The sequence below is a fragment of the Vreelandella sp. DA03-1M genome (assembly GCF_055725665.1).
Map to the genome: position 1 here is coordinate 2,636,890 of NZ_CM146798.1, position 26,788 is coordinate 2,663,677.

Sequence of the window (26,788 nt, forward strand, 5' to 3'; positions counted from 1 at the left end):
CCCTAATTACTTACTCAGCCAGTCATCTAGCTGAGTAATCTTAATATCGGCATTCAGCTATTTGAGCGCCCATCTAAAGCTAATTGAAGACGGCTTTTTGCTCTTAAAAAGCAACTTATCCTGCTCTAAGCCCTTCATGACGCGGCCAAGTGACCATAATTCGCTAACTTCTCAATATTGTGTACCAGCAGTAGAGCTGCCACTGACCTTGCACCTTTTGCTTACCACAAAGGCTGAAGCGATTCAGTCTTTTCATCGTGCCAACGTTGCCAAAGGTAGCCGCTCTACGCAGCACTGAGAAAGTCTAGTACCTGTCAATGGCAAAGAGTTCGTTGCCCAGTAAGCCTTGTTCGTGGCACACCAGCAGCACTTGTTCGAACAGCGCTTCAATCTCATCGGTAGGGCGACTGACGAAGCTTACCAGTGTGGTGAAGTGGGGTACGGTATCGCAGGAAAGGGCTTTGCGGCGGCCCGACAGGGGCGTCCGGCGGCCAATGGCCGCGCACTGGTGCGTATGGTTACGTTTTGAGTTTGGCATGAAGCTCCTCAGCTGAGTAGGTAAGGGCTTCATGGCCATATTTGGGTGACGCTAGAACATCAGTAATTTGAGAGGCTGGCGAACCCAGCCAGGCTGTACCTAGAAAATTGCTGAGGGGGACAAACACCGGCGACCAGTTATTCTGGTGATTCAATTTTCGCGCGAAACCTTCAGCCTCATCTGATGATGCCCAAACAGGCAGAGCTCTGCCACATTCTGCCGGTAACGCATAAATCTCTTTTCCGGCTAGCAAGACCCACACCCCATCTTGATCTCGGATGGTATGAATAAACTTGCGATCACCAATCAATTCGACAGTCATTCAGCTACTCGATACCTTGGAACGATGAAACGTAACGCTTAGCAGACGGGCGACAAAAACGCGCCTGCGGGTTTGGCGTCCCAGCGACCGTAGGAAGCGAGTGATGCGTATTGTTAGCCATCGTTGCTGCCACGAGCATTACCACCAGAACTAACCCCGAACAAATAACCTGCAATAGCGCCAAGAATACCAAATGCAGAGCTGACTCCATTTGCTGTGATAAGCGCAAGTATTGTTGTGAAACAAGCTATTAAAACAATTCCAAAAACTCGAATATTATTTGGGCCAAAACCGCCTTTCATAACTCGTGCCACCACGAATACAGCAGCCAAGGTTACAATTAGAACACCAGCTATAGCGATCGTTTGATTATTGATTTCCACAACACCCTCCTGTTTTTACTGTCTACTGATCATGGGTAACTCGGACTGCTAACGTTCAAGGATCAGGCGCGAACCCGCCGCGCCACAACCCGCAGAGTGCCGAAAATATGGGCGCGGGTACGTCGCCTGCAACCGCTTGTCCGGGTGCGGAACTCTCGCTTATCGTCGAGGAACAGCGTGTACTCGCACTGCCGGATCACTGAGCCGGGAGACGTGGGAGGCGATACTCTATGGTTAAGCTCGCACCGTTGCCTTTCGGTGGCTGCTGAATGAACCGATCACCGGGTACCATAAGGGACCGCATAGCGGAGCAGCAAACCGGCATCCGATGATGGGGTCCTGGGTAACCGCCAACGAGCCGGTGCAATTGGCCTGCTTGAACTTGAACGGAGGGCGCACCACTCCTTTCCGCATCTGTGAGTAGCGCAGAAAGCGCATTTCGAAACTGCTCCGCCGCTCCCGGCCGCCGAGCTGACGCGGAACCTCGAGCGACGCGAGGCCGGTCGCGTTGCTCGGATGGGTGACGCGTCGAGACACCACGTCCATTCCACGGGGGCAGCAGCTCGCCTATCAAGCGCGACTCTGTGACCAACCGATCATCGGCCGGATGAAACCAAACGCGTGCTGCACTACCCCGCTTTGCTGCTTCCAGGACCCGGAAATTCAGCTTGCAATTTGTGCTCTGCCCATCGTGGTGACAGTTGCGTGGATGAATCTTCCCGTACCCCGATGGCCCAAACCGCTGCGCAAGATCGACCGCTTCGCCGATGTATTGAAGCTCATACCCAATGGTGATTGCGTACACACCGGCTGCATTCGGGGCACCGGGTAGTCCGAACCGGCAGAAGGGTCCGGCGGAGTACCGGTTAGAACGAACACCTTCCGGGAGCGTATGTGAGTACTCGGCCAAGGAGCCATCGGCGTTACGCTGAATCTCCAGACTTCCAACGCTCCAGAATTCGAATCCTGCGAAGTGTCGCGTTTCGATTTGCATGAATAAACTCTTCTAGGAAATAGCCGCCGAACGCCTTGAATAAGCAGCCAATTTGTAGCGAATCATTTACACCCTCTAGGTGTTAGGCATCATTTACAGAATATCCCATCCCAAGGCGGTATTTATCGCCCCGCGGAATACATCCGCGATAGCATTCCATATTCTTTCCGACAGCTGTAGTGTCATTATGGCAACGGAACGGAGGCGAATCCTCGCCAGCATTTTTTGATCGTCCATAAAAACCCTGGCATCGTCTTCATTAAATTCTCCTGACAGCTTCTTTTTGGCTAGAAAGGAAACGTCGTTCTCTATTCCTTTTCCAAGGTTCTCTACAATCTCTTTAACCTCCTCCCAATTTTCGCTTACTATGGCTTTCGCTGCCTCAATCGCATTATCAAGCACGTTGTCAAAGTCTACACCATTGATTGTAGCCATTATTCCGCCTCCTCAAACTCGGTTTCTTGTCTCTTAAATCCCTCTGTCTTTTGAATTGCCAGCACCACGTTAAAGACAAGCATCTTCCGCCCTTCCCAGTTTGCCTTCTTGAGTATTTTTGTGTTGTCGGTTAACTGCATATCTGCGTGCTGGTCCTTCCACTCTAAAATGATGCATTTTAGATCCACATAATTTTTTGTAGTTAAGCTTGCGTTAGCAAACTGGTTCGATAGCTCCTTGCAGTTTGACGGGATGGTAGTATTTATTAGTTCCGAAATTTCTGCTTGCAGATCCTGACCAGCCGAGTCAATCTTGTTGTCGCTGGCCATTGATCTAAGTATCAAGGCTTCGGCATCTATTATTAGGGAGTTATATTTGCCTTCAAATTGCGAAAAATGCCCGCCATGCATAGACGGATTCTCTATATTTTCTCTCTCTTGGTCATTCAATGGGCTTGCTATTCTTCCTTCTTCGATCACTTCTGCTGCCTTCTTGTAGAAGGCCTCTGTATCCGACACTAGTTTCTCGTCATAAGGTGACACTAGAATTGTCGTGCAGCCCGATATAAACACAAAGAACATAGTGATTATCGGAATACGGAGGATGCTATTAATATTTGTTCTAGCTCTCATTGCCTTCTCCTCTTCTGGCGGTTCATATAACTCTACAACTGCCTAACGCCCGCATTTGCGGCTGGTTTGGAGCGCAGCAGAAACCAGTCCGACAACATGCGCTTGTTATGGCTGGGCTTCTGCAAACTTTTCATAAGCTACGTGCTTCTCTTCTGGAAACGAGTGATTGTAGTAGTCAATAAGCCAAATTTGTTTGCTTCTAATAGACGAAGATTTGCTTAACTCAGAAGGAATTACGGTAGAAATTGCTTCCCAAGTTTCAGCGGAATCTCTCGCAGATAAATAATGAATAAACCACAAACCATCCTGCTCAAACAAAAGTGGAACACTTGTTTCTTGAGCTTCTAGATTCGGCTTAACCAATTCAAAAAGGTCACTACTGATAACCACTCTTGGTGACAAAGCAACTTGGGACTCTAATCTATAGGCTTCAATCATACCATTGCTGAACAAAAAGTCTTCAGTAAAGAAATGCTTTCCGTATGAGACACCACCGCGGCACAGTATGCCCTTTCTAAGCAGATTATATTGATAATCAGAAATTACCGATACAATGCTAATGTAGTTATCTATTGAATAAGGAAGCGCAAAAACAACTGAATCTGAGAATTGAATTAATTGTAATTCAGGGTGATCAACCTTAAGACCTCTTGTTTCCATATGGCAGTCATACAACGATTCAATATATTTTTGTTCGCCGTTAGGTGTCTCGCAATCATGTGCTACCATGGATGAAAATCCAAGTAGGTCAATAAATGCCACCAGATATTGTTTTAATTCAATTGCCATTACAAAAGCTGCTCCAAATTATCTGCCATATTAGCTATACAGCCTTTGTAATTCTCCATTCTTTCTTGCGCCTGCGTCCAAGCCACACCAGACCATGCCGTTCCTTTAGTATTCGTTGCTCTGGTGTCATCTATTGTGATGTCAAACATCGCCTTACCACATTCCTGCATAATTGGCGCAAGACCTTCAAAATCGCGTATTTGAGAAACAACGATGGCGTCACGATTTAGTCCAGAAGTTAAATCTCTATCGTCAGTATTGAATTCACTAATAGAAGGAAATAATGAAGTTTGTACTTTCAAAGGAATCCGATCCATCCACATTTGATATGTCGGCTTCGGTTTGCCGCCACGAATTTTAAAGTTTTGAAGGATAACTCCTAGAAATTTGGGCTTGCCATCCTTAATTGGCATACCTAGATCTTTGAACTCATCAAATACTTGGCTGTGCTCACGAATCCACTTTTTAATGATCGTAGATAGCGTACCAATTGCTTGAACATTAAATCTATCAGGAGCTGTGGGCACAAAGTAGCCATCACAAGCTAAGAAGCAAGCCCGCGTTAGAGCACCAGAACTTGGCCCAACGTCAATCAGTACATAATCGATTTGTTGGAGTTCGGCATACCTAGTTAAAATATCACCGATTGCTACATAAGTTCTTTTTTCGTGGGTTTTGTTGGAGAAGCGCTGAATGTGAGCCTCTGCTAATGAATCTTCGATAGAACTAAGATTTACATCACCACGCAATAACTCTAAATTATCAGATACTTGAATAGTCCTGACGCTAGTGACATCGATTTCTGAAATATCGCCGTCTATTCTTGGTTTTAACAGCTCCAAAAGGCTTGTCCCTTCTAACTCGTATTTTTCGCCGGTCTGCTGTTCTCTGCCATCCAGCTCAGCTATCAGTGGTGCCAGCATTAATTCAGTGAGATTTGCTTGAGGGTCAGCATCAACTGTTAGAACCTTTTTACCTGATTGCGATAAATAGTGAGCTAAATTAAAGGTGGTTGTAGTTTTAGATACACCACCTTTATGGTTATAGAGCGTGATAATTTTTGTCATAAAATTTCCTTCTTAAATCTTGGTAAGCTGCCGAATGAGCCATAATGCTTGCAGCAGGGGCGCGACGTCAGGAGCGTCCCTTGCCTGCATTTGTTAACCGTCTGGTCAAGGCAGGCAGCATTTCTTGAATTTCTTCCCACTGCCGCAAGGGCAAGGCTCGTTCCGGCCAACTTTAGATTGTTGTTTCTTCGGCTTCTCGGGACGTGTCGCAGCTTGACCTTCTGGAGCTTGTTGGTAAATATTGTTAATAACCGTATTCACCTCAACTTTCGACGGCTCCCCTGACTCACTCTGACTGATCATCAAACTCAGTGCCGAAAGCAACAACGCTATAAAGGCGTATAGCTCTGACCGGTTTTTTGGAAGCCAATCCTTTATCGATGATAGTTCGGGGATACTCTCATCAATCTCCTTCGCCACTGCCTGCGAAGTGGCATTGCTCGTTTTTGCGCGTTCCAACAACGCGGCCAACCGCTCTAGCTCAGCAATGCTTCTACTAGGACCGCTGAGAAACTCAATGGTGTTACCAAGGAAATTGTAGACACCATCGGGTATATGGCCCATGCCACCGCACACAGGACAGGGCCCGGCACCACAGCCACTAAAGGAGATATTGGTGGAGTTGCTCACCTCGAAACCGGAAGGAAAGATGGTTCGACAGTTATCGCAAACGGCTGGGACTCGCACGTAACTCTCCTAATTCCTGGGACGGCTAATGCCTTGCTCATTTGCGCGGCGGTTGTAGCGGATTTTGTGCAACAATGAGCGAAGCGAATACACAAAAAGTAGCGTAGACCGCTGCGTCAAATGAGCAATTTGTTAGCTGCATTTTGCTTTCGAATCATAGCTTTTTCACACCAGATGAAATTAAATGATTCATTGGAGATCCCTTCGAAAAGTAATCTAAAACGTAATTTCTTTCTCCTGCCGGCAGTGACCTAGAACCCATCGCTGCCGACCACGACAACCAGTCAGACTGCCCTGTTTTAAGAAGGTCATCTCGAATCTCTTTCAATCCAAACCCTTGCTCAGGAATCTCAAGTATTTTGGACCGGGCAATTTTGAATTCGCTGGTCAACTCATAGACTTTAATCAGTGATGCCCCATATAATTCTACTCCAGCTAAGTGATCCTCTAGTATTGCTCCAATCCAAAACAGTTGGTATTCGAGCAGCTTTGCCCCCGAACTTATAAAATGATTTATTACTTTGGAAAGGCTATTTTTATCTGTTATATCCCCGCATATCGAATATATATGCTTAATCATATTTGGAAACTTCTCAAGAAGCGTAGGTAACAATTCAAGAAGACTATCGCTATGTGACCTTAGAAAACTCAAGATCAAATCAGCATCAGATTCATCAAGATCATCTTCTTTTAACAAAGACATCAATCCATCCACCTGCTCCTGGCTGAGACTTTTTTCTACTTCTACCTCAGTCTCAACAACCTCCATTCCTGAAGCTGTAGGAAGCTCTTCATAGTCGATTACGATCTCTTGAAGAGATTGTTTGATATTCGATAAAGTTTCGGATATGTCGCCCACTTTGTTGTCGTAATAGGTTTTCGAGGGGTTTATATTTAATGCAAACTTTCCAAGTAGCTGTTGTATGTATATGAAATCTTGTTTAAGAATATTCGGGTCATTGTCAAAGAGAGTGAAGTCGTCCATAAATCGGACAATGTTTGATGACTTTAAAAGCCCTGAAAGATCTACAAATTTCAGGAATTCGTTACCGATCATCTTACAAGGGTAAATTCCATGTGGAAGGAAATCGATACTTCTTCCAGAATTAGTTTCTCGGAAAAACTTACTAAAGGCATTGCCGTCTATGCCCGATACGCCATCCTTACTCGCAAACCAATGGGATAAGTCATGGTGGTATAGACTATTGAAATATGAAGCAATATCAAATTGTATGTTGTGCTTGAATCTACCTGAACATTCGCTAAGGTGGGTTTTGTAACTGGCATATGCCTTATGGACTGATATATGGCTTCCCTCTTGAAATCTATAGCCAAAACAACGCCTTGTATCACTTACCTGAGGTCTGAATATTGCCCTATTTCTATAAATTAGATCATAAATAAAATATTCAGCGACAGGATCTAACTTTACAGTCCTTCGTAGGTGTCCTCTTGGCTTTGTTGCATAAACCTTGTGTTGTGAAAGGAAGTTATCCCCTTCGTGTAAGTCGCTCAGTATCCTTTCAGTAATGTACTTTGCGATTTCATCCCCATTAACTTCCGCCAAAATAAAATTCGCCTTCAGGGGGTACAAAGTTGAGCTAAAGTCTTTTTTAATGAAATCTATTGTACTTGTCATATATTTCGCCTATTCCGATGTAAGGCAGCTAACGAGGCTGTAGAAAAACCCGATTTCGAGCCATCTCCACCGCCTGTTGTCCTTATTCATTTACCCAGCAGGTCATCTGGCTGAGTAAGCTTAATATCGGCATTTAGCCACTTGAGCGCCCAGCTAAAGCTTGTTGAAGACGGCCTTTTGCTCTTAAAAAGCAACTTATCCCACTCTAAGCCCTTCATGACGCGGCTAAGTTACCGTAATTCGCTAACTTCTCAATATTGTGCACTAAGCAATAGAGCTGCCACTGACCTTGCACCTTTTTCTTACCCCGAAGGCTGAAGCGGTTCAGTCTTTTCGTCGTGCCAATATTGCCGAACACCGGCTCTACGATTGACATGCGATGGCTGTAAATTTCTTTGCCCTTCGGGCTATCAACTCGGTGCTTCATCCAGTCCGTGTAATTGGGTAAGCGTTTGTTCTCGATAATAAAAGATACTTGTCGCCCTGCGCCGTTGCGATGGTCGGCAGAGCTCGGGTTCTGCATGCATCGGTATTTCTTTGGGCAGTGCCGGCATTGCAGCAAACGCCCTTCAAAGTGTACCCGAATCTTGCCAGTGTCCGTTTCTCGTTGCCCGCGATAGGACAGCTTTTCGCCGGTGGGGCAGATACACGTTAGCGCTACTGGATCAAACTGGAACGCGCTGGCGGGCGTCGTCTCTCGCCAGCCTTTGTCCGGCAGGTTCTGATGGCGCTTGCCGTATTTGTCTTTCTGGTTAGCGAACTTCGGATCTCGGCTGCGGAACTGGTTATCGGGGATGTAGCCGTTGATCTGCTGTTCGTGCAGGTACTTCATATTGGGTTTACTCGTCTCATCCATGAGACTCGCCCTTCGGGCCAGCCTGCGGCTGGTCAACTTTATTCCCGATAAATTTGTCATTAGCAAAGCCAGTATCGGCGGTCACGACGGTGCCTTTCTGGTAGATGTTTTCCGCAATGCCCAGCTTCTTAAAACGGGTTTCGACCATTTCCAGTACGGGCTGAAAGGTGTGATGTTCCTGCCCTTCGCCGAAGGCCTGATCGTCAATGACGATCTGGTGCTTTTTATCCACCGTGGCTACGCCGTTATAGCCCTGGATCGTGCCCTTGCTTGTCGTCATTTTGGCACTTTCGTTATCGGTCAGATTGCTCTTCACTTCCTTGATTCGCTTCCCCCGGCCCATCCTTGGGCTGTGCGTCTTTAGGAAACGATCCACTTTACTCATGGCGGCATCTAGCGAGAGAATCGTCTTGGCCCGTCGGATATCCCTATCCAGATCGGCTTCCGTCTCCGCCTCATCACGCGCATAGTGCTCCAGTAGGTGATGCCGAATCAGGCCTCTCAGTTTCTCACGTTTCTCGTCCAATTCTTTGAACGTGCCAGACCACTCTTTGGAGGCATCGGAGGACATCTTGCAGCCGTCAATGGCAAAGAGTTCGTTGCCCAGTAAGCCTTGTTCGTGACATACCAGCAGCACTTGTTCGAATAGCGCTTCGATCTCATCAGCATGGCGACTAACGAAGCTTGCCAGTGTGGTGAAATGAGGCACGGTATCGCAGGAAAGGGCTTTGAAAATGATGTTGGTCTCGCAACACCATTGCATCTCTCGACTGGAGGTGATGCCTTTTGAGTAAGCAAACAGGATAATCTTAAGCAGGATAGCCGGATCATAGGCCAGCCGACCGGTCGCATCGTTGCGGTACTTGGGATGGAAAACGGATAAGTCGAGCTTGTGCTCGATCAGGTAGTGCACCGCGTGTTCAAAGGTGCCTGGCTGGAGCTGATCCTGGTAGTTGATCACCACCATGGCGTTCTGATCGTAGTTATAAGCCTTGAAGCGCGGCATGCTGACCACTCCTCGTCTGTTTCCTCGATCCTACCAAAACTTAGCCGTCAGCGGAGTTTTTCTACAGGCTCAACGCCTGCCGCAGCGGCGACGAAACCGCGCAGCGGTTTTGGCGTCCGGCCCCAAAAGGGGCGAACTGCCGGCACTTGTTATTCGTCCTGCACGATCTAGTAATAGCTCGATTATTCAACTACCAGCCCGCAGCAGAAAGAAGCCCGAACCCTAAACCTACAAGCAAAAGTCCAACCACAGCGACCTTATTATCCTTGTCGCCATCGCTGTGAAGCTTCCATCCATAGCCGTAAGTGACACCTCCGACTATGAGCAATAGAACCCCGAACGTTTGCATCTCTCATTGCTCCCTAGAAGAATATTGTTAAAGCTCTAAGGCTTTACTTTGAGTCAAATGCAGACTCGCGCTTGCCCCATAACGCGTAAAGCTGCGCCGGTGAAGCCGCGCAATAGTTTTGACGTCCGCGTGGATTGATTTGTATGCGGCCTACTAATCATCTGCTCTTGTAAACCGGATTGGAGGACTTTTGGGAAACTCAGGCGGGCATTCACCAGAGAGAATTTCAATTCGCCATTGCTTCGAATCAGCCCAAGCTAATAGAGCATTTCTATCAATGCGCTTGTAATCAAAGGAGTCCGGGTGAGCATCTTGAGAGGCAAACACCGCTGCTACCTGTGCGTATGGGACGAGAATATCTCTGCCTCCATGCTCCTTGATTGCGTCCTCGAACTCTTCAATTTTAATTTATGATCCCTCCAAATAGGTCCATGCGTCTATGGACGCATAACGTTTTTATTCAGCGGCGCTCTGACAAGGGCGTCCGGTGGAGGCCGAAGGCCGGAACGAACTGGAATGACTTGTTATGCTTTTCCACAGCTAGAGCTCAATTCAGGAAAATAGGTCGGCTAACAGAGTCCATCGATCCTCACTATCCGGTCTATTTTCCAGAAGTACTTTGAGAGGAATATTATCAACCCCTTTTCCCTTCTCCGTTTTGTTGCCTTTATTAACTATCAGTTGCAATTCGCCGACCTCTTCATGGGTCAGCAAGAAAAATCTATCACCATCTGACACCCCGCCTTTGTTGGGTAAATACAACACCCAAAGATCAGGCTCTGAATCACCCGGCTCAGAGTATTTTGGGAAGTAACCGGTCACGAAGTTACGGTTATTTTTGCTCGTTTTAACCTCAATACGGATGAATCGATTTCCGCTGTCAAAAACGATTATGTCCGTCGCCTTGGCGTTTCCGAAAGTGATATTTGCAAAATAACCTCGCCGCAGAATTTCAGATGCAACCCTGAACTCTCCAGCTAACCCGATCTGACCTTTATCTACTTTCATTCAAGGCTCCATGTACGTTGAGAGCATAACGAGCTGTAGAAAAACCCGATTTCGAGCCATCTCCACCGCCTGTTGTCCTTATTCATTTACCCAGCAGGTCATCTGGCTGAGTAAGCTTAATATCGGCATTTAGCCACTTGAGCGCCCAGCTAAAGCTTGTTGAAGACGGCCTTTTGCTCTTAAAAAGCAACTTACCCCGCTCTAAGCCCTTCATGACGCGGCTAAGTTACCGTAATTCGCTAACTTCTCAATATTGTGCACTAAGCAATAGAGCTGCCACTAACCTTGCACCTTTTTCTTACCCCGAAGGCTGAAGCGGTTCAGTCTTTTCGTCGTGCCAATATTGCCGAACACCGGCTCTACGACTGACATGCGATGGCTGTAAATTTCTTTGCCCTTGGGGCTATCGACTCGGTGCTTCATCCAGTCGGTATAATTGGGTAAACGTTTGTTCTCGATGATAAAAGATACTTGCCGCCCTGCGCCGTTGCGATGGTCGGCAGAGCTCGGGTTCTGCATGCATCGGTATTTCTTTGGGCAGTGCCGACATTGCAGCAAACGTCCTTCAAAGTGCACCCGGGTTTTGCCATTATCAGTTTCTCGTTGCCAGCGATAGGTCAGTTTTTCGCCGGTTGGGCAGATACACGTTAGCGCTACTGGATCAAACTGAAACGCGCTGGCTGGCGCCGTCTCTCGCCAGCCTTTGTCCGGCAGCTTCTGATGGCGCTTGCCGTATTTGTCTTTCTGGTTAGCGAACTTCGGATCTCGACTGCGGAACTGATTATCGGGGATGTAGCCGTTGATCTGCTTTTCGTACAGGTACTTCATATTGGGTTTACTCGTCTCATCCATGAGACTCGCCCTTCGGGCCAGTCTGCGGCTGGTCAACTTTATTCCCGATAAATTTGTCATTAGCAAAGCCAGTATCGGCGGTCACGACGGTGCCTTTCTGGTAGATGTTTTCCGCAATGCCCAGCTTCTTAAAACGGGTTTCGACCATTTCCAGTACGGGCTGAAAGGTGTGATGTTCCTGCCCTTCGCCGAAGGCCTGATCGTCAATGACGATCTGGTGCTTTTTATCCACCGTGGCTACGCCGTTATAGCCCTGGATCGTGCCCTTGCTTGTCGTCATTTTGGCACTTTCGTTATCGGTCAGATTGCTCTTCACTTCCTTGATTCGCTTCCCCCGGCCCATCCTTGGGCTGTGCGTCTTTAGGAAACGATCCACTTTACTCATGGCGGCATCTAGCGAGAGAATCGTCTTGGCCCGTCGGATATCCCTATCCAGATCGGCTTCCGTCTCCGCCTCATCACGCGCATAGTGCTCCAGTAGGTGATGCCGAATCAGGCCTCTCAGTTTCTCACGTTTCTCGTCCAATTCTTTGAACGTGCCAGACCACTCTTTGGAGGCATCGGAGGAGATCTTGCAGCCGTCAATGGCAAAGAGTTCGTTGCCCAGTAAGCCTTGTTCGTGACACACCAGCAGCACTTGTTCGAATAGCGCTTCAATCTCATCAGCATGGCGACTAACGAAGTTTGCCAGGGTGGTGAAGTGGGGCACGGTATCGCAGGAAAGGGCTTTGAAAATGATGTTGGTCTCACAGCACCACTGCATCTCGCGGCTGGAGGTGATGCCTTTGGAGTAGGCAAACAGGGTGATCTTCAGCAGGATAGCCGGATCGTAGGCCAGCCAACCTGTCGCGTCGTTGCGATACTTGGGATGGAAAACTGACAAGTCGAGTTTATGCTCAATCAGGTAATGCACTGCGTGCTCAAAGGTGCCGGGTTGGAGTTGATCTTGGTAGTTGATCACCACCATGGCATTTTGATCGTGGTTATAAGGCTTGAAGCGCGGCATGCTGACCACTCCTCGTCTGTTTCCTCGATCCTACCAAAACTTAGCCGTCAGCGGGGTTTTTCTACAGGCTCAACGCCTGTAGCACGCGCGCCCTTGGCATGGAGCCGAAGGCGCAATTGGAAAGGGCGTCGCCGTGCCTGCATTTGTTAGGCTCTGTATTCAGTCGATTCACCACTTTCTTTATTCTGGCTCTGCTCTGTCTTAAGCCATATTCGGAATGCCTGATCACCAGCTTCATTCCAATGGAGTCTTATGCTTCTAATGTCGTCGGTAGACCGTAGTGGATTGAGGCCACACGACATACCCGGGTAGTACTCTTTAAAACCCCGAGAAAAACAAACTTCAAGTATCCACTCGCCCTGCCCACCGCATTGATGGCTCAAGATGAAACGGCGCTGACCGCCACCAACGACCTTTGCGCCACAGATCTCATGTGTATGCTCGTCCAGAGATCGATTTGTATCCAACTCAATATCGTTCCACTTCTTTACATACCGACGATAAAGTCTGTAGACGGCTTCTATTTCTTCTTTCCCTTCCAGTATGGTCGCAGAGGTCATACCTGCCCAACGTTTGCTATCTGATGGACGCTTGCCGATCCAATATGGTGACTTTCTGGGCATGTTACCTCCTCTTAATGGTCGGCTGCCTAACGCCCGCAGCATGCGCGGTTTTGGAATGGAGGCGTAGCCGCAATGAAAAAGCCATCGCGGTGCCTGCGCTTGTTAGGCTTACATCTCATGAAGTTCCAGTCCTCGCGATGCACCAATAATATACCAAATGTTTTGCCACAGTACCCGAGCCAAATCTGTACCTGCAAAAGCAGTTTCCTCATTGCCCTTTCTTAATAGCTTACCATTGGCCAAATATTCGCTTTCAAATGACCCAAAACTTCTAGGCGCAAACTCTTTTGGTAGTACGGCTCTCATAGGCTCACGATACACAGGATCATCTGCCACCAGGAAGAACTCATCAAACAAGTGAGAAAAAGCAACCATATGATTACCAAGTTCGAGGCTGTACCACTCTTCCGAAATAGTATTTATACGAACCTCACCATTATCGTATTCTTTAACATATCCATCCAAATGAGCGATCTCATGACCATCATCCTCAGGATGAAAGACAAAAACAGCAATGAAAGATTTCTCATGGAGCCACTGAATTGCATGAGAAATAAAATCTTCTAACGCCACATCAGCAAAAATTCTATCAGGATGAAGTTTTTTGAAAAAACCAATTGCCCTTGCGGTCTCCTTGCAGATGAAGGGGTAGTCTATATACATAACTCGATATTTTGCTGGCGATCGCTGGATTCTTTCTTTATAGATTTGCCGAACTTCAGACACGCACTCTGCGGGGTTTCGATTGATCTCCCTTCCGGTAAATCTAATCACAGTATATCCCGCCCGGGACAAGTATCGCTGGCGAATAGCGTCCTTCTCCAGCTGCTCTCTTGTTGAATGGTAGGCGTGACCATCTAACTCGATAATCAAACGCGCATCTTTTAGAAGAAAATCAACCCGATACCTACTGTGTTTTTCGGGGTCACCAAACCAATGTTCATTTTCAATAGCATCTGCTAAGTCACCGAGCTCCTTACTGAACTCTTTCTCGATGTAAGATTGGCCTCGATCTCTGTACCAACTTGGAGGTGACTCAGGTTTTCCTGGATATTTCATCTTTTCCCCGAAGGCCTAACCCTCCCATCACGCGCTTGTCGCGTGCATGGGCTGGTTATGTGTATCAGACAATTTCATACCACGGGAAACCGGAGCTTCCTTCTGGGTGGCTTGAGTTGCAATAAATCCTATTTCCTTTTATCTGATAGTGCGGAAAGCCAGAGGAACCATCAGGATGACTCATTGCAGGATAGATCTTGTCCCCTTTGATTTGGTACCAAGGAAAACCACTCGAACCATTTGGATGAGACATCGTTGGATAAATCTTATCGTCCCGTATCTCAAACCATGGAAACCCAGACGATCCATCTGGATGGCTCATTATTTTTCGAATCTTTGCCATCTAACCACTCCTCAATTTGGAATTAATCTCGCCACATAACGCCTGAGCTAAGGGGCGGCCAGCAAAGCTGGGCGTCCCTGGCTTGAGCGAATTGTTATATGGCTAAAGTACACGTACATGCTTCGCTAGATTTACACCCTTACGGATTTCCGTGCCATACGACTCAGGAATGCCGGCAGCTTTAGCAATGGATTTTGATGACTCACCACAGGCCTTAATTTCTTCAGCGTACTTAATGCCGAATAGGTGAATCATTGCGGCCGTCTCTTTGTCTTTTGCACCGAAATACATTTTGTTTAGGGCTTGAGCTAGTTGGTTTAGATTCATATTTATTACCTATGGGATATAGCCATATAACGCCTCAAACACCGGCTTGGTGAAGCTGGCAGCTTTTTTTGGAACAAAAAAGGTGACAGCTTTGCCAAGTCCGAGTGCTTTGACTTGTTACACGCGCAGACACCATTACAATGGCTAATCTTATACTTTAGCCCAATCAATTTCGCCTGTTTGTGAGACGATACTGGCAGATTTATCCTTGGTTACATATTTGAAGAACTCATACCCATAACATTCTTCAACCACCACATCACAAGCAAATTGATGCTCTATTTTTGAATCAACTGCTGCGGAAGTTAAAGCGACTACTGGTTCCCGACTAGCTTGAACCGATGAGTAAAGCACCCCGTCACTTTTGCCATCCAAAAAGACAGGACTAAGAGCGGAAGTGACTTGATATAAACTCTCAGACCCTTTTCTAGCTAAAATATCGGCAAAAAAACGGTCTGTTAATTCGTAAGCTGAAAGCAATTTAGGTGTAAACATTTTGACCATATATGCTCTCACCTGTTTATAATATTCAAAGACCTCTTTGGCAATGTAATAAGGACGTTCATCGCGTTTCACATAGTCCCAAATGCCAATAATCCTCAAATATAAGTCTTTTCCAGATTTCTGGCGAGATCGGAGCACATTGAGATGATCGAGTTTTTTCGCATTAGCTTCGGATAGAACTACTCGCAATGCTGTATCATCTTTTTTCACAGCAATAGAGGCATAGAAAAGTGCATGCCCTGTTTGATTCAATCTACCAACCTCAGGAAATGTATCAGTGGTACGTTTGATGTATGATAAATCACTAACGTTAGTAAATTTTTTATCTTCACAAACTCTAACTCTTAATAGCTCTAAATCCTGCATGGGCATATCAAGGGTAATCGTTAAACAACCAGCCAGATAGTCAATTTTAGTTTCTATTTCTTTCTTTGAAAGCGTACTGATTTCATTTATATGGTCATTTAGTTGACGAATGTAAGTTGATGAATACAGTAATGCCAAGTCTTCGCACTCAGCTTTCGACTTAAGATCTATGAGTTCTTTTAATTTGGGATCAAAATTAACCCAACTTCCTTGACTAATTTCATTCATTTGCAATCAATAGACCTTTAGCCAGCCTAGCGGGCAAATCATGCCTTGAAAAGTCTTTATCTCGAAATTTAAAAACTCTCCCATTCTCTTGCATTGAACAGTATTATTTTGCTGGTAAGTAGAACTGCTTGAGTTCTCCTGAGCTGCAGCATTAGCTGCACGCTGGTTTGCCTGCATGTTTTTCACTTTTAAAGCAAATTCTGCGTCCTGAGAGTAACCACTAACGTTTGGTCTTGGCACCGTATTAATAACGCCATTAGGGAACTGTGAAAGGCTAAACTGCCTACCAGCCTCTGCGCTCGCACCACTAACCCATTTAACGCTACATGGTACAGTGTTCAAGTACCCTCGTTGTTTTGTGTCTTCATCAAGCGTGTAGTACAGAGTTACAGGTGTATATCCTTTCGCAACACCACCACAATATAACTGAGCTCCTTCAGGATCGGAATTATAAGTTACTGAATATTGATTGCTGGCACAGCCAGATATTGTCAAAAATGAAATTGCAATAAAAATAAAGGACAATCTATTCATATTTTTTCTCCGTGATAGCTAGTTGCTTCAGATGGCGTGTAACAGGTATTAGACGGCGCGTCCTATGATTGGATGAACCCGCCAGCATGTTTACTTAGTAAATGTAGTCTACCTTTTCGTGCATAACCACATGATTTTAAATTAAATTAATATTAATTAGGCTCTATTTGCAGAATTCGCATTCTTGCGCATTTGCAAATCCCAATAATACTGTATACATATCCACCATCAGGAGATAGAAACCAAATGGATATGCAAAGCAGGCCTCCTAAACTAATGGATCGTGTGAAAGCTGTTATGCGGGTAAAGCGCTATAGCCCACGTACTGAAACAACATACTGTTACTGGATACGTTACTTCATTCGTTATCATGGGGTGCGTCACCCTGCCAGTATGGGCCCTTCTGAAGTGCAGGCTTTTCTGGAGCACCTTGCCGTAGAGCGATATGTGGCTGCAGCTACACAAAACCAAGCGCTTAATGCTTTAGTATTTCTGTATCGCCATATCCTTGATATGCCATTAGGTGATATTGGTACCTTTTCACGAGCTAAACGCCCGCGTCGATTACCTGTCGTGCTTTCTCACGAAGAGGTTATGCGCGTGTTAAATCGAGTGTGTGGGACTATGAATTTGATAGCCATCCCCTGACCTGAGGAAGGAATTTGCCGGTGTGCGCAGCCCTTTAGGCTAGTCAAAAGAAAAACACGCTACCGCCCCGGTGCATCTGGGCTGCGTTAAAACGCTCCGTTTGTGACCGTGTTTGGCTAATTAATCATACTTTATTCACAAACCCACCTCAGGTCACGTGTCGAGGCGAGAAAGTGCGTTGTATTTAAGTTGAAAAAATTACTTGGTTTTTGTTCGGCTTCGTTTCGCGATGCTCCCGCGGGTGCCTCATTTGCTCGTTCCTCGCATATTCGTTACCACGCGCGACAAGGTTGCTTTCTTACATTTCAGCATCACCGCCAGCATTGCGGCTTAATCTTCGCGCGCTGAAGCTCCCTCCCACAATGTTGAGGGCTGAGACGCTGTTGCTGCTGGCCTTCCTCCGCAAATCCGATTAGCCTGCTAATTCACTATTAAGGGTTTGGCATGCAAGAGACGATTCCTCGGCAGCGCTTGGCGGGCGTGCTGATTCTGCTTGGTTTGATCGCGCAAATTATTGGGTTTACTGGCGGGTTGAGCACTGCGCATGCGGTGAGCTATTTGCTGTGGGCGGCGGTTGTGCTGCTTTGGCGGGATATTCCAAAGCGCTCGCGCATTCAGGCGGGCGTATTGATTGCGCTGGGCGCGGGCATGCTGCTGGTGGCGCGGTTTGCGTATAGTGCCGAAGTGGATTGGCCCGCCATGCTGCAGGGCAATTCGTTTGTAGCGGCGATGCTGGTGGGCGTTAGCTTTATCTCGCTGATTGGTAAGCAAGGCAACAAGGGCGCGACGGGAAGTCGAGTGACCGGGGCGGGTGGCGTGCTGCGTACCTGGCTGGGGGTGCACTTCCTGGGTACGATTTTAAATCTGTCTACCGTGTTTATGGTGGGCGATAAGCTGGCCCGGCGGGGGCCGTTGACGACACCGCAGCTGTTGGCGCTTAACCGGGGGCTCTCCAGCGCCGCACTCTGGTCACCGTTTTTTGCTTCGATGGGTGTGGTGATCGCGCTAGTGCCCGAGGTTGAGTATGCACAAATCGCTATAGTGGGCTTTCCTATAGCGATGCTCTCGGGGCTGTTAACCACGCTGGAGTTGCGGCGTCGGTTTGATCTTAGCGAGGTGGATGGCTACTCACTGGCGCCCCGTAGCTTGTTGATGCCGGTGGGCATGGCGGCGTTGGTGATGCTATTTCACTTTGTGCTCACCCCTGCCCTGACTATTGTCAGCATTATCACCTTTCTACTGCCTAGCGTTGCCGTACTGAGCAACTTGCACCACGGGCCACGCTTTACCCTACGGCGAATTCGTCAACACACCACCACGCGCTTACCCGCCATGCGTGGAGAAATTTCGCTGTTTTTAGCGGCGGGTCTTTTGACGATTGGCCTTTCAACGCTGGTCACGGCTGCCGCGGGCAGCGACTGGACGCTGTTCACTCGCTTTGGCACAACCCAGGCGATGATCAGTTTTGCGGCCATTACGCTAAGCGCGTTGGCGGGCCTACACCCGATTATTGGCGTGTCGGTGTTGGCGTCGATACTTAATCTGCAAAACGGGGAGCAGACGCTGTTTGCGTTTGTGGCATTAAGCTCGTGGGCGGTAGGCACCAGCGTGGGGCCGCTTTCCGGCATCAATCTTTCCCTGCAGGGGCGTTACGGGGTAAGCGGTTATCGCATGATGAAAAATAACCTGCTGTATGCGGCGGTGATGAGCCTGCTTTCGCTGGGGGCGATCGCAGGCGTCAGTTTACTGGTGGCCTAGGGAATCAGGTTTCAATGATTTTATTGGGGAACCGGTAGAAGTAACGATGGCCACACTGATGGCAAGGTTCCAGGCGTGCAACGGTGGGTAGCATTACCTGTGCATCGCAGTGGGTGCAGGCCATTAAACCCGGCGCGGCCATTTCGCCTTCGCAGTAGTCGGCGCGGGCGGCTTCCAGGTCTTCCTCAAAGCGTTCGCGGTCGACCACGCTGCGGTCGGCAATCGAAAGCAGCGACTCCGCCACGCGGCGGGAAAGCCCGTCAATATCGATGCCCAGCCAACTGGCTACCTGCTTGCCGGTATCCGCCATAAAGTAGCGCATATCTTTAAGATCGCGCTCTACCCAGGCGCGCAGCAGCGCTAGCTCGTCTTTGGTGTACTCTTCAAGCTCCGATTCAAACTCGACCGCGTCGTCCAGATCCTTCTGTAAGTTTTCCCAGGTTAGCTCGTTAGCGCCCCCCTGCATCCGCTCTAGCAAGCGTTCGTAGCCTTCGCGTAGGCGATTATCATTCTGTTGTTCACTCATGGTGCCTCTCCTTTTGTCGACACATGCGGTTTCCTATCATCGGCTTACCGTTCAAGGATACACCCGCATAGGATACAATCGACCTCACTTATCTGACAGATGTCATCTCACATTCACTTTGCGCCCCTTTTGGGCGAATACGCCAAGGCATTAATAAACCGATGGACGCACACTACAGCCCTCGTGATATCGAACGCGACGCCCAGCAGTACTGGGACAAACATCAGTGCTTTAAAGCCGTAGAGGACGCGAACCGCGAGAAGTACTACTGCCTCTCCATGTTCCCCTATCCCAGCGGCAAGCTGCATATGGGCCATGTGCGTAACTATACTATCGGCGACGTGGTGTCGCGTTACCAGCGTATGCAGGGCAAAAATGTCATGCAGCCCATGGGCTGGGATGCGTTTGGCATGCCCGCGGAAAACGCCGCCATTCAGAATCAGGTGCCGCCTGCCAAGTGGACTTACCAAAACATCGATTACATGCGCAATCAGTTGAAGGCACTGGGCTTTGCTTACGACTGGAGCCGTGAATTCGCCACCTGCGATACCAGCTACTACCGCTGGGAGCAGTGGTTCTTCACCAAGCTGGTCGAAAAAGGCTTGGTGTATAAGAAGATGTCGACGGTCAATTGGGACCCGGTGGATCAAACCGTCCTCGCTAATGAGCAGGTGATCGACGGCCGCGGCTGGCGCTCCGGCGCGCTGGTTGAGCGCAAAGAGATCCCGCTGTGGTTCTTGAAGATTACCGATTACGCCGATGAACTGCTGGCGGACCTGGATAAGGTGGAGTGGCCCGAGCAGGTCAAAACCATGCAGCGCAACTGGATTGGCAAATCCCGTGGCGTTGAGCTCACTTTTGATATCAAATCGAAAGACGGCAGTGACTGCGATCCGCTGGCGGTGTACACCACGCGCCCGGATACGCTGTTAGGCGCGACCTATGTCGCGGTTGCCGCAGGCCACCCGCTGGCCAAGCAGGCGGCTGAGCAGAACAGCGAGCTGGCAGCCTTCTGCGATGAGTGTGCCAAAGGCGGCACCTCTGAAGCCGAAATGGCCACCAAAGAGAAAAAAGGCATGCTCACTGGCCATAGGGCGGTTCACCCGCTGACCGGCGATGAAGTGCCGGTTTATGTGGCTAATTTCGTGTTGATGGAATTTGGCACCGGCGCGGTCATGGCGGTGCCCGGCCACGACCAGCGCGACTGGGAGTTTGCCACCAAGTACGGCATCGCCATCAAACCGGTTATCGCCGACGAAAGCGGCCAACCCGCCGATGTTTCGGAAGCAGCTTATGCCGAATACGGCACGGTAGTAAATTCGGGTGAGTTTGATGGGCTGGGCTTTGAACAGGCCTTTGATGCCATCGCCGCTAAATTGGCCGAACTTGGCCGTGGTGAAGTCAAAACCAACTACCGCCTGCGCGATTGGGGCGTTGCCCGTCAGCGCTACTGGGGCGCGCCGATTCCGGTTAAATACGGTCCGGAAGGTCAAACCGTACCACTGACCGATGACGAACTACCGGTCTCACTGCCGATGGAAGTCACCGTTGATGCCTCTGGCTCTCCGCTGAAGAAAATGCCTGCGTTCTCTGATCTGGGCGATGGCTGGACGCGCGAAACCGACACCTTCGACACTTTTATGGAGTCGTCCTGGTACTACGCGCGCTTCTGCTGTGCCGATAACACTGAAGCCATGCTGGACGAGCGCGCCAATTACTGGCTGCCGGTCGATCTCTATATCGGTGGTATTGAGCACGCTATTCTGCACCTGCTGTATGCCCGCTTCTTCCACAAACTGATGCGCGATTTCGGCTTGGTCGATTCCGATGAGCCGTTCCAGCAGCTGCTGACCCAAGGCATGGTGATCGCGGAAACCTTCTATCGCCCTACCGATAACGGCGGCAAGCAGTGGTTTAACCCCGCCGATGTGGAAGTGAAGCGCGACGAGAAAGGCCGCCCGCTCAGCGCTATTTTGATGAGCGACGGCGAGCCGGTAGAAATGGGCGGCATCGAGAAGATGTCCAAATCGAAAAACAACGGCGTTGATCCGCAGTCGATGATCGACAAGTTCGGTGCCGATACCGTGCGCCTGTTTATGATGTTTGCGGCACCGCCCGAGCAGTCGTTGGAGTGGTCAGATTCAGGCGTAGAGGGCGCCCACCGTTTCTTGAAGCGCTTGTGGCGTCAAGTCAATGAGCACTTGGCGGCTGGTGCGCCAGGGCCGCTCAACATTGACACGCTCAACGATGACCAGAAGGCCCTGCGGCGTAAAACCCACGAGACCATCAAGAAGGCCAGCGACGACATTGGTCGCCGCACTACCTTCAATACGGCGATCGCAGCGGTCATGGAGCTTTCCAACGCGATCGGCAAGTTCGACGACACCTCTGAACTTGGTTTAGCGGTTAGCCGTGAAGCGCTGGAAGCCGGTGTATTGCTGCTTTCGCCGATTACCCCGCACATGTGCCACAGCCTGTGGGAAGCACTCGGCCATACAGGCCCGGCCATTGAAGCGACTTGGCCTGCCGTGGATGAAACGGCCCTAACCCGCGATAGCATTGAGCTGGTGGTGCAAGTCAACGGTAAACTGCGCGCACGCCTTGACGTGCCCGCAAGCGCCGATAAGGCATCTATCGAAAAACTCGCCATGGAACACGAAAACGTGCAGCGCTATCTTGAAGGTAACACCGTGCGTAAAGTGATCGTGGTACCCGGCAAATTGGTCAACATCGTGGTGAGCGGATGAAGAGACGTACATTTCTAACCGCCAGCATCGCCGCCTCGGCGGCGGTGTTGCTCAGCGGCTGTGGGTTTCATCTACGTGGCCAAGCATCGCTGCCTACCCTGCCAACCCTGGCCTTAGAGGGCGACACCAATAGTGCCGTCGCTCAGCAGGTCGCCTCACGCCTTCAACAGCTAGGCACCCAGGTTGCCTCTGATGCACCCTGGCGGGTTACCCTTGGCACGCCTGCATTAACCGAACGTCGCTTGGGTGGCGATGGCCGGGCAAGCCGCGAACACGAGCTAACGCTCAGCATTCGCCTCTCGGTACAGGAGCGAGCGTCTAATGCCTATCACATCAACAATGAAACGCTATCGACGGATACCCGCATTCGAGTCAGCGATGACGACCTGCTCAACCGCGAAACGCTAATGATGGAAGCTGAACAAACGCTTGCGCGCCAGCTGTCTCAACGGATCATCGAGCGCCTTACTTACGTTGAGGGCATGCAGTGAAGGTATTTGCTGATCAGCTCCCCGCTGCGTTGGCAAAAAAGCTTCCCCGCGTGGTGATCGTAGCCGGTGATGAACCCTTACAGCATCGCGACGCCTGCGATGCGGTAAGAGCCGCAGCTCGCCAGGCGGGTGTTGAAGAGCGCGAAGTACTCGATGTAGAACCCAACTTTGCGTGGGGTCGATTGATGGAAATGTCCAGCAACCTCTCATTGTTTGCGACCAGCAAGCTAATGGAACTGCGCTTGGGCAACCACAAACTAGGACAAGAAGGTAGCAAAGCGCTAGCGCAGTACGCTGAAACACTGGATAACAGCGATGATATCTTGCTTATCAGTATGGGCAAATTAGACGCCAAGCAGCAGAAAAGTGCCTGGTTCAAAACGCTGGATAAGCAAGGTTTATTCGTGCCGGTCTGGCCTGTCGATGTTTCCCGGTTGGGTTACTGGCTGCGGGATCGCGCGTCACTCCACGGCTTACAAATTGACCTGGATGCAGCTCGCCTGCTGGGTGAGCGCACCGAGGGTAACCTGCTGGCCGCTGACCAGGAGCTACAGAAACTCGCGCTGATTCACCCGCAGGGCACGCGCTTGAACGTCGAGAGCATTGCCCAAGGCGTTGAAGACAGCACACGCTTTGATGTTTTCAATTTGGCCGATGCCTGCCTAAAAGGCGAACCTAGCCGCGCATCGCGTATCGTCAATGGATTGCGTAGTGAAGGGGTCGAGGCCCCCATCGTGCTTTGGGCACTTACCCGGGAGCTGCGCATTCTCCTCTCGCTACACCAGCATCTGGATCAAGGCCAAAGCTTTGAACATGCCTGTAAAAGCCAGAAGCCGATGATTTTTGATAAGCGTCGTCCGGCCTACCAAAAAGCGATTGGCCGCTTGCCAATGAAGCGCCTGCATAAATTACTGTTAATGGCCCAGCGGCTCGATTTAGCCGTTAAAGGTGCTGCAACAGTACCGCTGTGGCCAGGCCTACATGATCTGGCAATGACTATAGCCGGTGGTCGTGGGCTACTTTCTGAATCCGCCTGGACCTATCGCATTAGTGCAAATAATTAGCACTTTGCATATTAAGCTTAAAAATCAAACCATTTGTTTCTATACTCATTCCACACCCCCCGACTAGTCTATAAGGAAGAAGACGATGAAAACATTGCGTGCATACCTCTCCACCCTGCTAATTGCGGCGCTTGTTATTACCAGCCTGCCCGTTGCAGCGGCTCCTACTGAACCTCAATCCATTGATTTAGTCTCTACCCAATCTGTTTTGTCAGCTGATCATGCTGGCGCTGACCGTGAGCGCATTAACGAGATCCTGGCCCGCGCCGATGTGCAGGATCAACTGCTAAAACAGGGTGTTGACCTGGACGAAGTAGATGCCCGCGTTGCTGCCTTAAGCGATTCTGAAGTAAAGCAAATGGCTGACCAGCTCGAGATGATGCCTGCCGGTGCCGGTGGTGGCGTTATCGGTGCCCTCTTTGCCGTCTTTATCATTCTGTTGATTACCGATATCCTCGGCCTGACCGACGTTTATCCGTTTACGCGTTGATAGGCAGCTCATGACCACTAAGTTTTTGAATAGCATGTCTTTGAATGACACGTTTTTGAATAGCATGCTTTCTAACGCCCGCTTCGCGGGCGTTTTTATTATGCTGCTACTGCTGAGCGGCTGCGCACGAAACCCGGTACTGCTACAGAGTACCTACCAAGCGCTACCTCCCCATGCAGAAATCACCAGCGTACCGTTTTACGCCCAAACGGAGTTTCAGTGCGGCCCTGCCACCCTGGCGATGGTGCTCAACCATCAGGATGTCGAAACAGACGTTGAGCAGCTAATCCCCCAGGTGTTCTTGCCCGAACGCGATGGCAGCGTACAACCAGAAATGCTGGCGACTGTGCGACGTTATGATCAACTCGCTTATCCCATTCGAGGCACCCTGGATGCGCTGTTAGGCCATTTGGCAGCAGGCGACCCGGTGGTGGTGATGCAAAATTTATCGCTCCCTATCTACCCGATGTGGCACTACGCGGTGGCCATTGGCTACGACCTGCCTAGTGAAACGCTTATTCTGCGCAGTGGCGAAATTGAACGCCATACGATGTCGTTTAGCCGTTTCGACGCCACCTGGGCGCGCACTGAACGCTGGGGATTTGTCGTTGCCGAGCCCGGCACGCTACCTGCGGGTATAACCGCCCGTAACGCACTTGAAGCCATTAGTGCCTACGAAGAAACGAACGGCCCCCAGGCTGCATTATCAAGCTGGCAAACGTTTAACGAGCACCACCCTACCAATGCTATCGGACAATTTGCGCTAGGCAACGCGCTGTACGCTGACCAACAACCAGAGAAAGCTCGAAACGCCTTTGAACGAGCAACGAAGCTTGATGAAAAAATGGGTGCTGCCTGGCTAAATCTAGGCCTTTTACTGCTTCAGCAAGAAGAACCCGTCGCTGCTCGAAAAGCGTTGGAACAGGCCGCCTCGCTGAATGGTAGCTGGCAGGAAAAAGCCCGCTTAGCCATAGAAAGCATGAATACACAATAAATATCAAAGACCCTATAAAATTTACTAATAATAACGAGCACAAGTATGATCCTGCGATTAGTAAAGTTGTTGGATAGCATACCTTGCGAATGAGTGCTTAAGTTACATAAGGATAAGCCTTCAAGTTGTTCATTGGACTACCTAACCATTGACGGGAGAGGTGCCATGCAGAACTGTCCTTTGCAACGTAAGTGCTCTGTTAATGGTTGTGCATATGTGCCGTACGAGCTGGCTCATTTGCGGCATTTTGCAAAGAGGGACGTCATCACTAACAGCTCGTTGATTGCGTCATGACGATTCTTCATCATTTGCGCCAGCCTCGCGGATGTTTGGCATTCCTTTTCGCCGTCCTCCTCTTCACCTTGTCGGCAATCATGGGTAGCTATGTATACAGCGCTTGTCAAAAAGCCAGTGCCAACTACACCAAACTGGTGAGTGATATTATGCTGGCCCAGCAAGCGACACCTCAATTACGAGAAGCGTTGGAAGAGAGAAGTAGTCGTCAGCCTAACAACAAACATATTGAATACATTGATCACTTTATTTCAACTTCCAAGCAGCATTTAAATAGTATACAGACCAATATTGAGCGTGATCGCTTTCTCGCTTCTAACGTTAACTACCTTATTAATCATTTTAGCGAGCTTGATAACCGTCTTTCTGACCTGAACCAGAAGGCCCGTGAAGTCCATCAGCATCCAGAGCTTATTGAACCGTTGCAGCGTGGTGCAATGAAAGTCGGCGGCTCCCTGGCATGGCTTTATGACAAACTCTTGGAAGAAGTCTACACAATGTCCTCGCAACAAAGCCTGGTGATGCAGCGGCTCTCAATTGCTATCAATGTACTACTGGTAGTCATAATCGGCGCGGCAATTACGCTTTGCATGGCGGTTATCCATCTACACCGACAACGCAACGTAATGCATCAGTTAATGCTCACCGATGAATTAACTGGGCTGTATAACCGGCGCCATTTGGTCAATGTAGCCTTCGCAGTGCTGACTCAAGCGCAGCGTGATAAAACGCCGCTTAGCCTGCTGTTGTTAGATCTGGATCACTTCAAGCAAATAAACGACACCTATGGACATCCTACTGGCGATGAGGTGCTACGCCAGGTCAGCAAAAAACTGCGTCAACTAAGTCGCCCCTCCGATACATTAGCGAGAATTGGTGGCGAAGAATTTTGTTTGTTAATGCCCAACACATCCACCCATGATGCACTACAGGTGGCTGATCGGCTGCGCCGAGAAATTGAAGTTAGCGAGCTAGGTGACCTAAATTTACATGCCCACCCGACCATTAGCATTGGCGTAACGACGGGTTATGAAGGCTCACTTACGTTTGAGCAGCTGTATTCATTTGCTGATAAAGCGCTCTACCAAGCCAAGTCGCTGGGTCGCAACCGTGTTGAAAGCTTGTTACCACCCATCGTCAAGGCTTCAGAAAACGCTGAAAAAGCAAAAAACTATATCCATTCTCTCATCAGCTAACAGCGTATGACTAAACTAGAGGAATGAAAGCGG

At 49.2% G+C, this 26,788-nt stretch carries 26 protein-coding genes and 2 pseudogenes; 8 read left to right on the plus strand and 20 right to left on the minus strand.

Annotated features, from left to right (window positions below; genetic code table 11):
• Window positions 1–313 precede the first annotated feature (313 nt).
• The 19 genes and pseudogenes from ACXUPB_RS12320 to ACXUPB_RS12410 all read right to left on the minus strand — a co-directional run.
• A pseudogene (locus ACXUPB_RS12320) lies at window positions 314–463 on the minus strand (transposase); the annotation flags it as partial.
• Window positions 464–518: 55 nt separating this feature from the next.
• Window positions 519–860: a hypothetical protein gene (locus ACXUPB_RS12325; RefSeq protein ID WP_335596286.1), complete on the minus strand. Its 342-nt coding sequence runs from the start codon at window positions 858–860 to the stop codon at window positions 519–521.
• Window positions 861–973: 113 nt separating this feature from the next.
• Window positions 974–1,243 (minus strand): hypothetical protein, encoded by a 270-nt coding sequence (locus ACXUPB_RS12330; protein ID WP_035557352.1) that lies wholly within the window; start codon window positions 1,241–1,243, stop codon window positions 974–976.
• A 1,087-nt stretch (window positions 1,244–2,330) separates the two neighbouring features.
• On the minus strand, window positions 2,331–2,672 hold the full coding sequence (locus ACXUPB_RS12335) for a hypothetical protein (RefSeq protein ID WP_472952635.1): 342 nt from the start codon (window positions 2,670–2,672) through the stop codon (window positions 2,331–2,333).
• On the minus strand, window positions 2,672–3,190 hold the full coding sequence (locus ACXUPB_RS12340) for a hypothetical protein (RefSeq protein ID WP_472952637.1): 519 nt from the start codon (window positions 3,188–3,190) through the stop codon (window positions 2,672–2,674). Before ACXUPB_RS12340 ends, ACXUPB_RS12335 begins: the two co-directional genes overlap by 1 nt.
• A gap of 219 nt (window positions 3,191–3,409) precedes the next feature.
• A complete protein-coding gene (locus ACXUPB_RS12345; RefSeq protein WP_472952639.1) occupies window positions 3,410–4,093 on the minus strand; it encodes a hypothetical protein in 684 nt (227 codons plus the stop codon).
• Entirely contained in the window at window positions 4,093–5,160 is a 1,068-nt protein-coding gene (locus ACXUPB_RS12350) for a ParA family protein (protein ID WP_472952640.1), read from the minus strand. The genes ACXUPB_RS12345 and ACXUPB_RS12350 overlap by 1 nt, the downstream gene beginning before the upstream one ends.
• A 105-nt stretch (window positions 5,161–5,265) precedes the next feature.
• A complete protein-coding gene (locus tag ACXUPB_RS12355; RefSeq protein ID WP_472952643.1) occupies window positions 5,266–5,724 on the minus strand; it encodes an SEC-C metal-binding domain-containing protein in 459 nt (152 codons plus the stop codon).
• A 277-nt stretch (window positions 5,725–6,001) separates the two neighbouring features.
• Window positions 6,002–7,486 carry an antiviral reverse transcriptase Drt5 gene (gene drt5 / locus ACXUPB_RS12360; protein ID WP_472952644.1) on the minus strand — a complete coding sequence of 495 codons (1,485 nt, stop codon included), beginning with the start codon at window positions 7,484–7,486 and terminating at the stop codon, window positions 6,002–6,004.
• Between the two features lie 214 nt (window positions 7,487–7,700).
• Window positions 7,701–9,348 (minus strand): annotated as a pseudogene (locus ACXUPB_RS12365) (transposase).
• A 901-nt stretch (window positions 9,349–10,249) separates the two neighbouring features.
• The gene (locus ACXUPB_RS12370) at window positions 10,250–10,705 is read right to left on the minus strand and encodes a PDDEXK-like family protein (protein ID WP_472952647.1); all 456 of its coding nucleotides are present in this window, start codon (window positions 10,703–10,705) and stop codon (window positions 10,250–10,252) included.
• Window positions 10,706–10,984: 279 nt separating this feature from the next.
• Window positions 10,985–11,557 carry a transposase gene (locus ACXUPB_RS12375; protein ID WP_472952650.1) on the minus strand — a complete coding sequence of 191 codons (573 nt, stop codon included), beginning with the start codon at window positions 11,555–11,557 and terminating at the stop codon, window positions 10,985–10,987.
• A complete protein-coding gene (locus tag ACXUPB_RS12380) occupies window positions 11,550–12,563 on the minus strand; it encodes a transposase (protein ID WP_472952651.1) in 1,014 nt (337 codons plus the stop codon). Before ACXUPB_RS12380 ends, ACXUPB_RS12375 begins: the two co-directional genes overlap by 8 nt.
• 146 nt (window positions 12,564–12,709) lie before the next feature.
• Complete coding sequence (locus tag ACXUPB_RS12385) at window positions 12,710–13,186, minus strand: hypothetical protein (RefSeq protein ID WP_472952653.1); 477 nt, start codon at window positions 13,184–13,186, stop codon at window positions 12,710–12,712.
• A 108-nt stretch (window positions 13,187–13,294) separates the two neighbouring features.
• Window positions 13,295–14,245: an endonuclease domain-containing protein gene (locus tag ACXUPB_RS12390; protein ID WP_472952654.1), complete on the minus strand. Its 951-nt coding sequence runs from the start codon at window positions 14,243–14,245 to the stop codon at window positions 13,295–13,297.
• A gap of 64 nt (window positions 14,246–14,309) precedes the next feature.
• Complete coding sequence (locus ACXUPB_RS12395; protein WP_472952656.1) at window positions 14,310–14,588, minus strand: hypothetical protein; 279 nt, start codon at window positions 14,586–14,588, stop codon at window positions 14,310–14,312.
• A 102-nt stretch (window positions 14,589–14,690) separates the two neighbouring features.
• Complete coding sequence (locus ACXUPB_RS12400; RefSeq protein ID WP_472952658.1) at window positions 14,691–14,915, minus strand: HTH-like domain-containing protein; 225 nt, start codon at window positions 14,913–14,915, stop codon at window positions 14,691–14,693.
• A 150-nt stretch (window positions 14,916–15,065) separates the two neighbouring features.
• A complete protein-coding gene (locus ACXUPB_RS12405; RefSeq protein ID WP_472952660.1) occupies window positions 15,066–16,013 on the minus strand; it encodes a hypothetical protein in 948 nt (315 codons plus the stop codon).
• A gap of 6 nt (window positions 16,014–16,019) precedes the next feature.
• Window positions 16,020–16,547 carry a hypothetical protein gene (locus ACXUPB_RS12410; protein ID WP_472952662.1) on the minus strand — a complete coding sequence of 176 codons (528 nt, stop codon included), beginning with the start codon at window positions 16,545–16,547 and terminating at the stop codon, window positions 16,020–16,022.
• Between the two features lie 246 nt (window positions 16,548–16,793).
• On the opposite strand from ACXUPB_RS12410, the gene ACXUPB_RS12415 reads away from it, so the two are divergent.
• Complete coding sequence (locus ACXUPB_RS12415) at window positions 16,794–17,195, plus strand: phage integrase N-terminal SAM-like domain-containing protein (RefSeq protein ID WP_335596277.1); 402 nt, start codon at window positions 16,794–16,796, stop codon at window positions 17,193–17,195.
• Window positions 17,196–17,639: 444 nt separating this feature from the next.
• Entirely contained in the window at window positions 17,640–18,953 is a 1,314-nt protein-coding gene (locus tag ACXUPB_RS12420; RefSeq protein WP_472952664.1) for a hypothetical protein, read from the plus strand.
• 4 nt (window positions 18,954–18,957) lie between these two features.
• Here ACXUPB_RS12420 and ACXUPB_RS12425 read toward each other — a convergent pair whose 3' ends face one another.
• Window positions 18,958–19,479: a zinc ribbon-containing protein gene (locus ACXUPB_RS12425; RefSeq protein ID WP_472952666.1), complete on the minus strand. Its 522-nt coding sequence runs from the start codon at window positions 19,477–19,479 to the stop codon at window positions 18,958–18,960.
• Window positions 19,480–19,640: 161 nt separating this feature from the next.
• Between ACXUPB_RS12425 and leuS the strand changes: the two genes are divergently transcribed.
• From leuS to ACXUPB_RS12455, 6 genes are all read left to right on the plus strand, one after another.
• Window positions 19,641–22,226, plus strand: a complete 2,586-nt coding sequence (gene leuS, locus ACXUPB_RS12430) for a leucine--tRNA ligase (RefSeq protein ID WP_472952668.1) — start codon at window positions 19,641–19,643, stop codon at window positions 22,224–22,226.
• Window positions 22,223–22,717, plus strand: a complete 495-nt coding sequence (locus ACXUPB_RS12435; protein WP_179915917.1) for an LPS-assembly lipoprotein LptE — start codon at window positions 22,223–22,225, stop codon at window positions 22,715–22,717. Before leuS ends, ACXUPB_RS12435 begins: the two co-directional genes overlap by 4 nt.
• A complete protein-coding gene (gene holA / locus ACXUPB_RS12440) occupies window positions 22,714–23,781 on the plus strand; it encodes a DNA polymerase III subunit delta (protein ID WP_472952671.1) in 1,068 nt (355 codons plus the stop codon). Before ACXUPB_RS12435 ends, holA begins: the two co-directional genes overlap by 4 nt.
• Before the next feature lie 85 nt (window positions 23,782–23,866).
• Window positions 23,867–24,271 (plus strand): PA2779 family protein, encoded by a 405-nt coding sequence (locus tag ACXUPB_RS12445; protein ID WP_035557295.1) that lies wholly within the window; start codon window positions 23,867–23,869, stop codon window positions 24,269–24,271.
• Window positions 24,272–24,371: 100 nt separating this feature from the next.
• Window positions 24,372–25,265 carry a PA2778 family cysteine peptidase gene (locus tag ACXUPB_RS12450; protein WP_472952675.1) on the plus strand — a complete coding sequence of 298 codons (894 nt, stop codon included), beginning with the start codon at window positions 24,372–24,374 and terminating at the stop codon, window positions 25,263–25,265.
• A gap of 290 nt (window positions 25,266–25,555) precedes the next feature.
• Window positions 25,556–26,755, plus strand: a complete 1,200-nt coding sequence (locus tag ACXUPB_RS12455) for a GGDEF domain-containing protein (RefSeq protein WP_472952678.1) — start codon at window positions 25,556–25,558, stop codon at window positions 26,753–26,755.
• Window positions 26,756–26,788: the final 33 nt, after the last annotated feature.

Bases quoted from the DNA above. Each gene is read 5' to 3' on its own strand.
- ACXUPB_RS12325 (WP_335596286.1), bottom strand. From the start codon at position 860: ATGACTGTCGAATTGATTGGTGATCGCAAGTTTATTCATACCATCCGA.
- ACXUPB_RS12335 (WP_472952635.1), bottom strand. From the start codon at position 2,672: ATGGCTACAATCAATGGTGTAGACTTTGACAACGTGCTTGATAATGCG.
- ACXUPB_RS12345 (WP_472952639.1), bottom strand. From the start codon at position 4,093: ATGGCAATTGAATTAAAACAATATCTGGTGGCATTTATTGACCTACTT.
- ACXUPB_RS12350 (WP_472952640.1), bottom strand. From the start codon at position 5,160: ATGACAAAAATTATCACGCTCTATAACCATAAAGGTGGTGTATCTAAA.
- ACXUPB_RS12355 (WP_472952643.1), bottom strand. From the start codon at position 5,724: ATGGGCCATATACCCGATGGTGTCTACAATTTCCTTGGTAACACCATT.
- drt5 (WP_472952644.1), bottom strand. From the start codon at position 7,486: ATGACAAGTACAATAGATTTCATTAAAAAAGACTTTAGCTCAACTTTG.
- ACXUPB_RS12370 (WP_472952647.1), bottom strand. From the start codon at position 10,705: ATGAAAGTAGATAAAGGTCAGATCGGGTTAGCTGGAGAGTTCAGGGTT.
- ACXUPB_RS12375 (WP_472952650.1), bottom strand. From the start codon at position 11,557: ATGGATGAGACGAGTAAACCCAATATGAAGTACCTGTACGAAAAGCAG.
- ACXUPB_RS12380 (WP_472952651.1), bottom strand. From the start codon at position 12,563: ATGCCGCGCTTCAAGCCTTATAACCACGATCAAAATGCCATGGTGGTG.
- ACXUPB_RS12385 (WP_472952653.1), bottom strand. From the start codon at position 13,186: ATGCCCAGAAAGTCACCATATTGGATCGGCAAGCGTCCATCAGATAGC.
- ACXUPB_RS12390 (WP_472952654.1), bottom strand. From the start codon at position 14,245: ATGAAATATCCAGGAAAACCTGAGTCACCTCCAAGTTGGTACAGAGAT.
- ACXUPB_RS12395 (WP_472952656.1), bottom strand. From the start codon at position 14,588: ATGGCAAAGATTCGAAAAATAATGAGCCATCCAGATGGATCGTCTGGG.
- ACXUPB_RS12400 (WP_472952658.1), bottom strand. From the start codon at position 14,915: ATGAATCTAAACCAACTAGCTCAAGCCCTAAACAAAATGTATTTCGGT.
- ACXUPB_RS12405 (WP_472952660.1), bottom strand. From the start codon at position 16,013: ATGAATGAAATTAGTCAAGGAAGTTGGGTTAATTTTGATCCCAAATTA.
- ACXUPB_RS12410 (WP_472952662.1), bottom strand. From the start codon at position 16,547: ATGAATAGATTGTCCTTTATTTTTATTGCAATTTCATTTTTGACAATA.
- ACXUPB_RS12415 (WP_335596277.1), top strand. From the start codon at position 16,794: ATGGATATGCAAAGCAGGCCTCCTAAACTAATGGATCGTGTGAAAGCT.
- ACXUPB_RS12420 (WP_472952664.1), top strand. From the start codon at position 17,640: ATGCAAGAGACGATTCCTCGGCAGCGCTTGGCGGGCGTGCTGATTCTG.
- ACXUPB_RS12425 (WP_472952666.1), bottom strand. From the start codon at position 19,479: ATGAGTGAACAACAGAATGATAATCGCCTACGCGAAGGCTACGAACGC.
- leuS (WP_472952668.1), top strand. From the start codon at position 19,641: ATGGACGCACACTACAGCCCTCGTGATATCGAACGCGACGCCCAGCAG.
- ACXUPB_RS12435 (WP_179915917.1), top strand. From the start codon at position 22,223: ATGAAGAGACGTACATTTCTAACCGCCAGCATCGCCGCCTCGGCGGCG.
- ACXUPB_RS12445 (WP_035557295.1), top strand. From the start codon at position 23,867: ATGAAAACATTGCGTGCATACCTCTCCACCCTGCTAATTGCGGCGCTT.
- ACXUPB_RS12450 (WP_472952675.1), top strand. From the start codon at position 24,372: ATGCTGCTACTGCTGAGCGGCTGCGCACGAAACCCGGTACTGCTACAG.
- ACXUPB_RS12455 (WP_472952678.1), top strand. From the start codon at position 25,556: ATGACGATTCTTCATCATTTGCGCCAGCCTCGCGGATGTTTGGCATTC.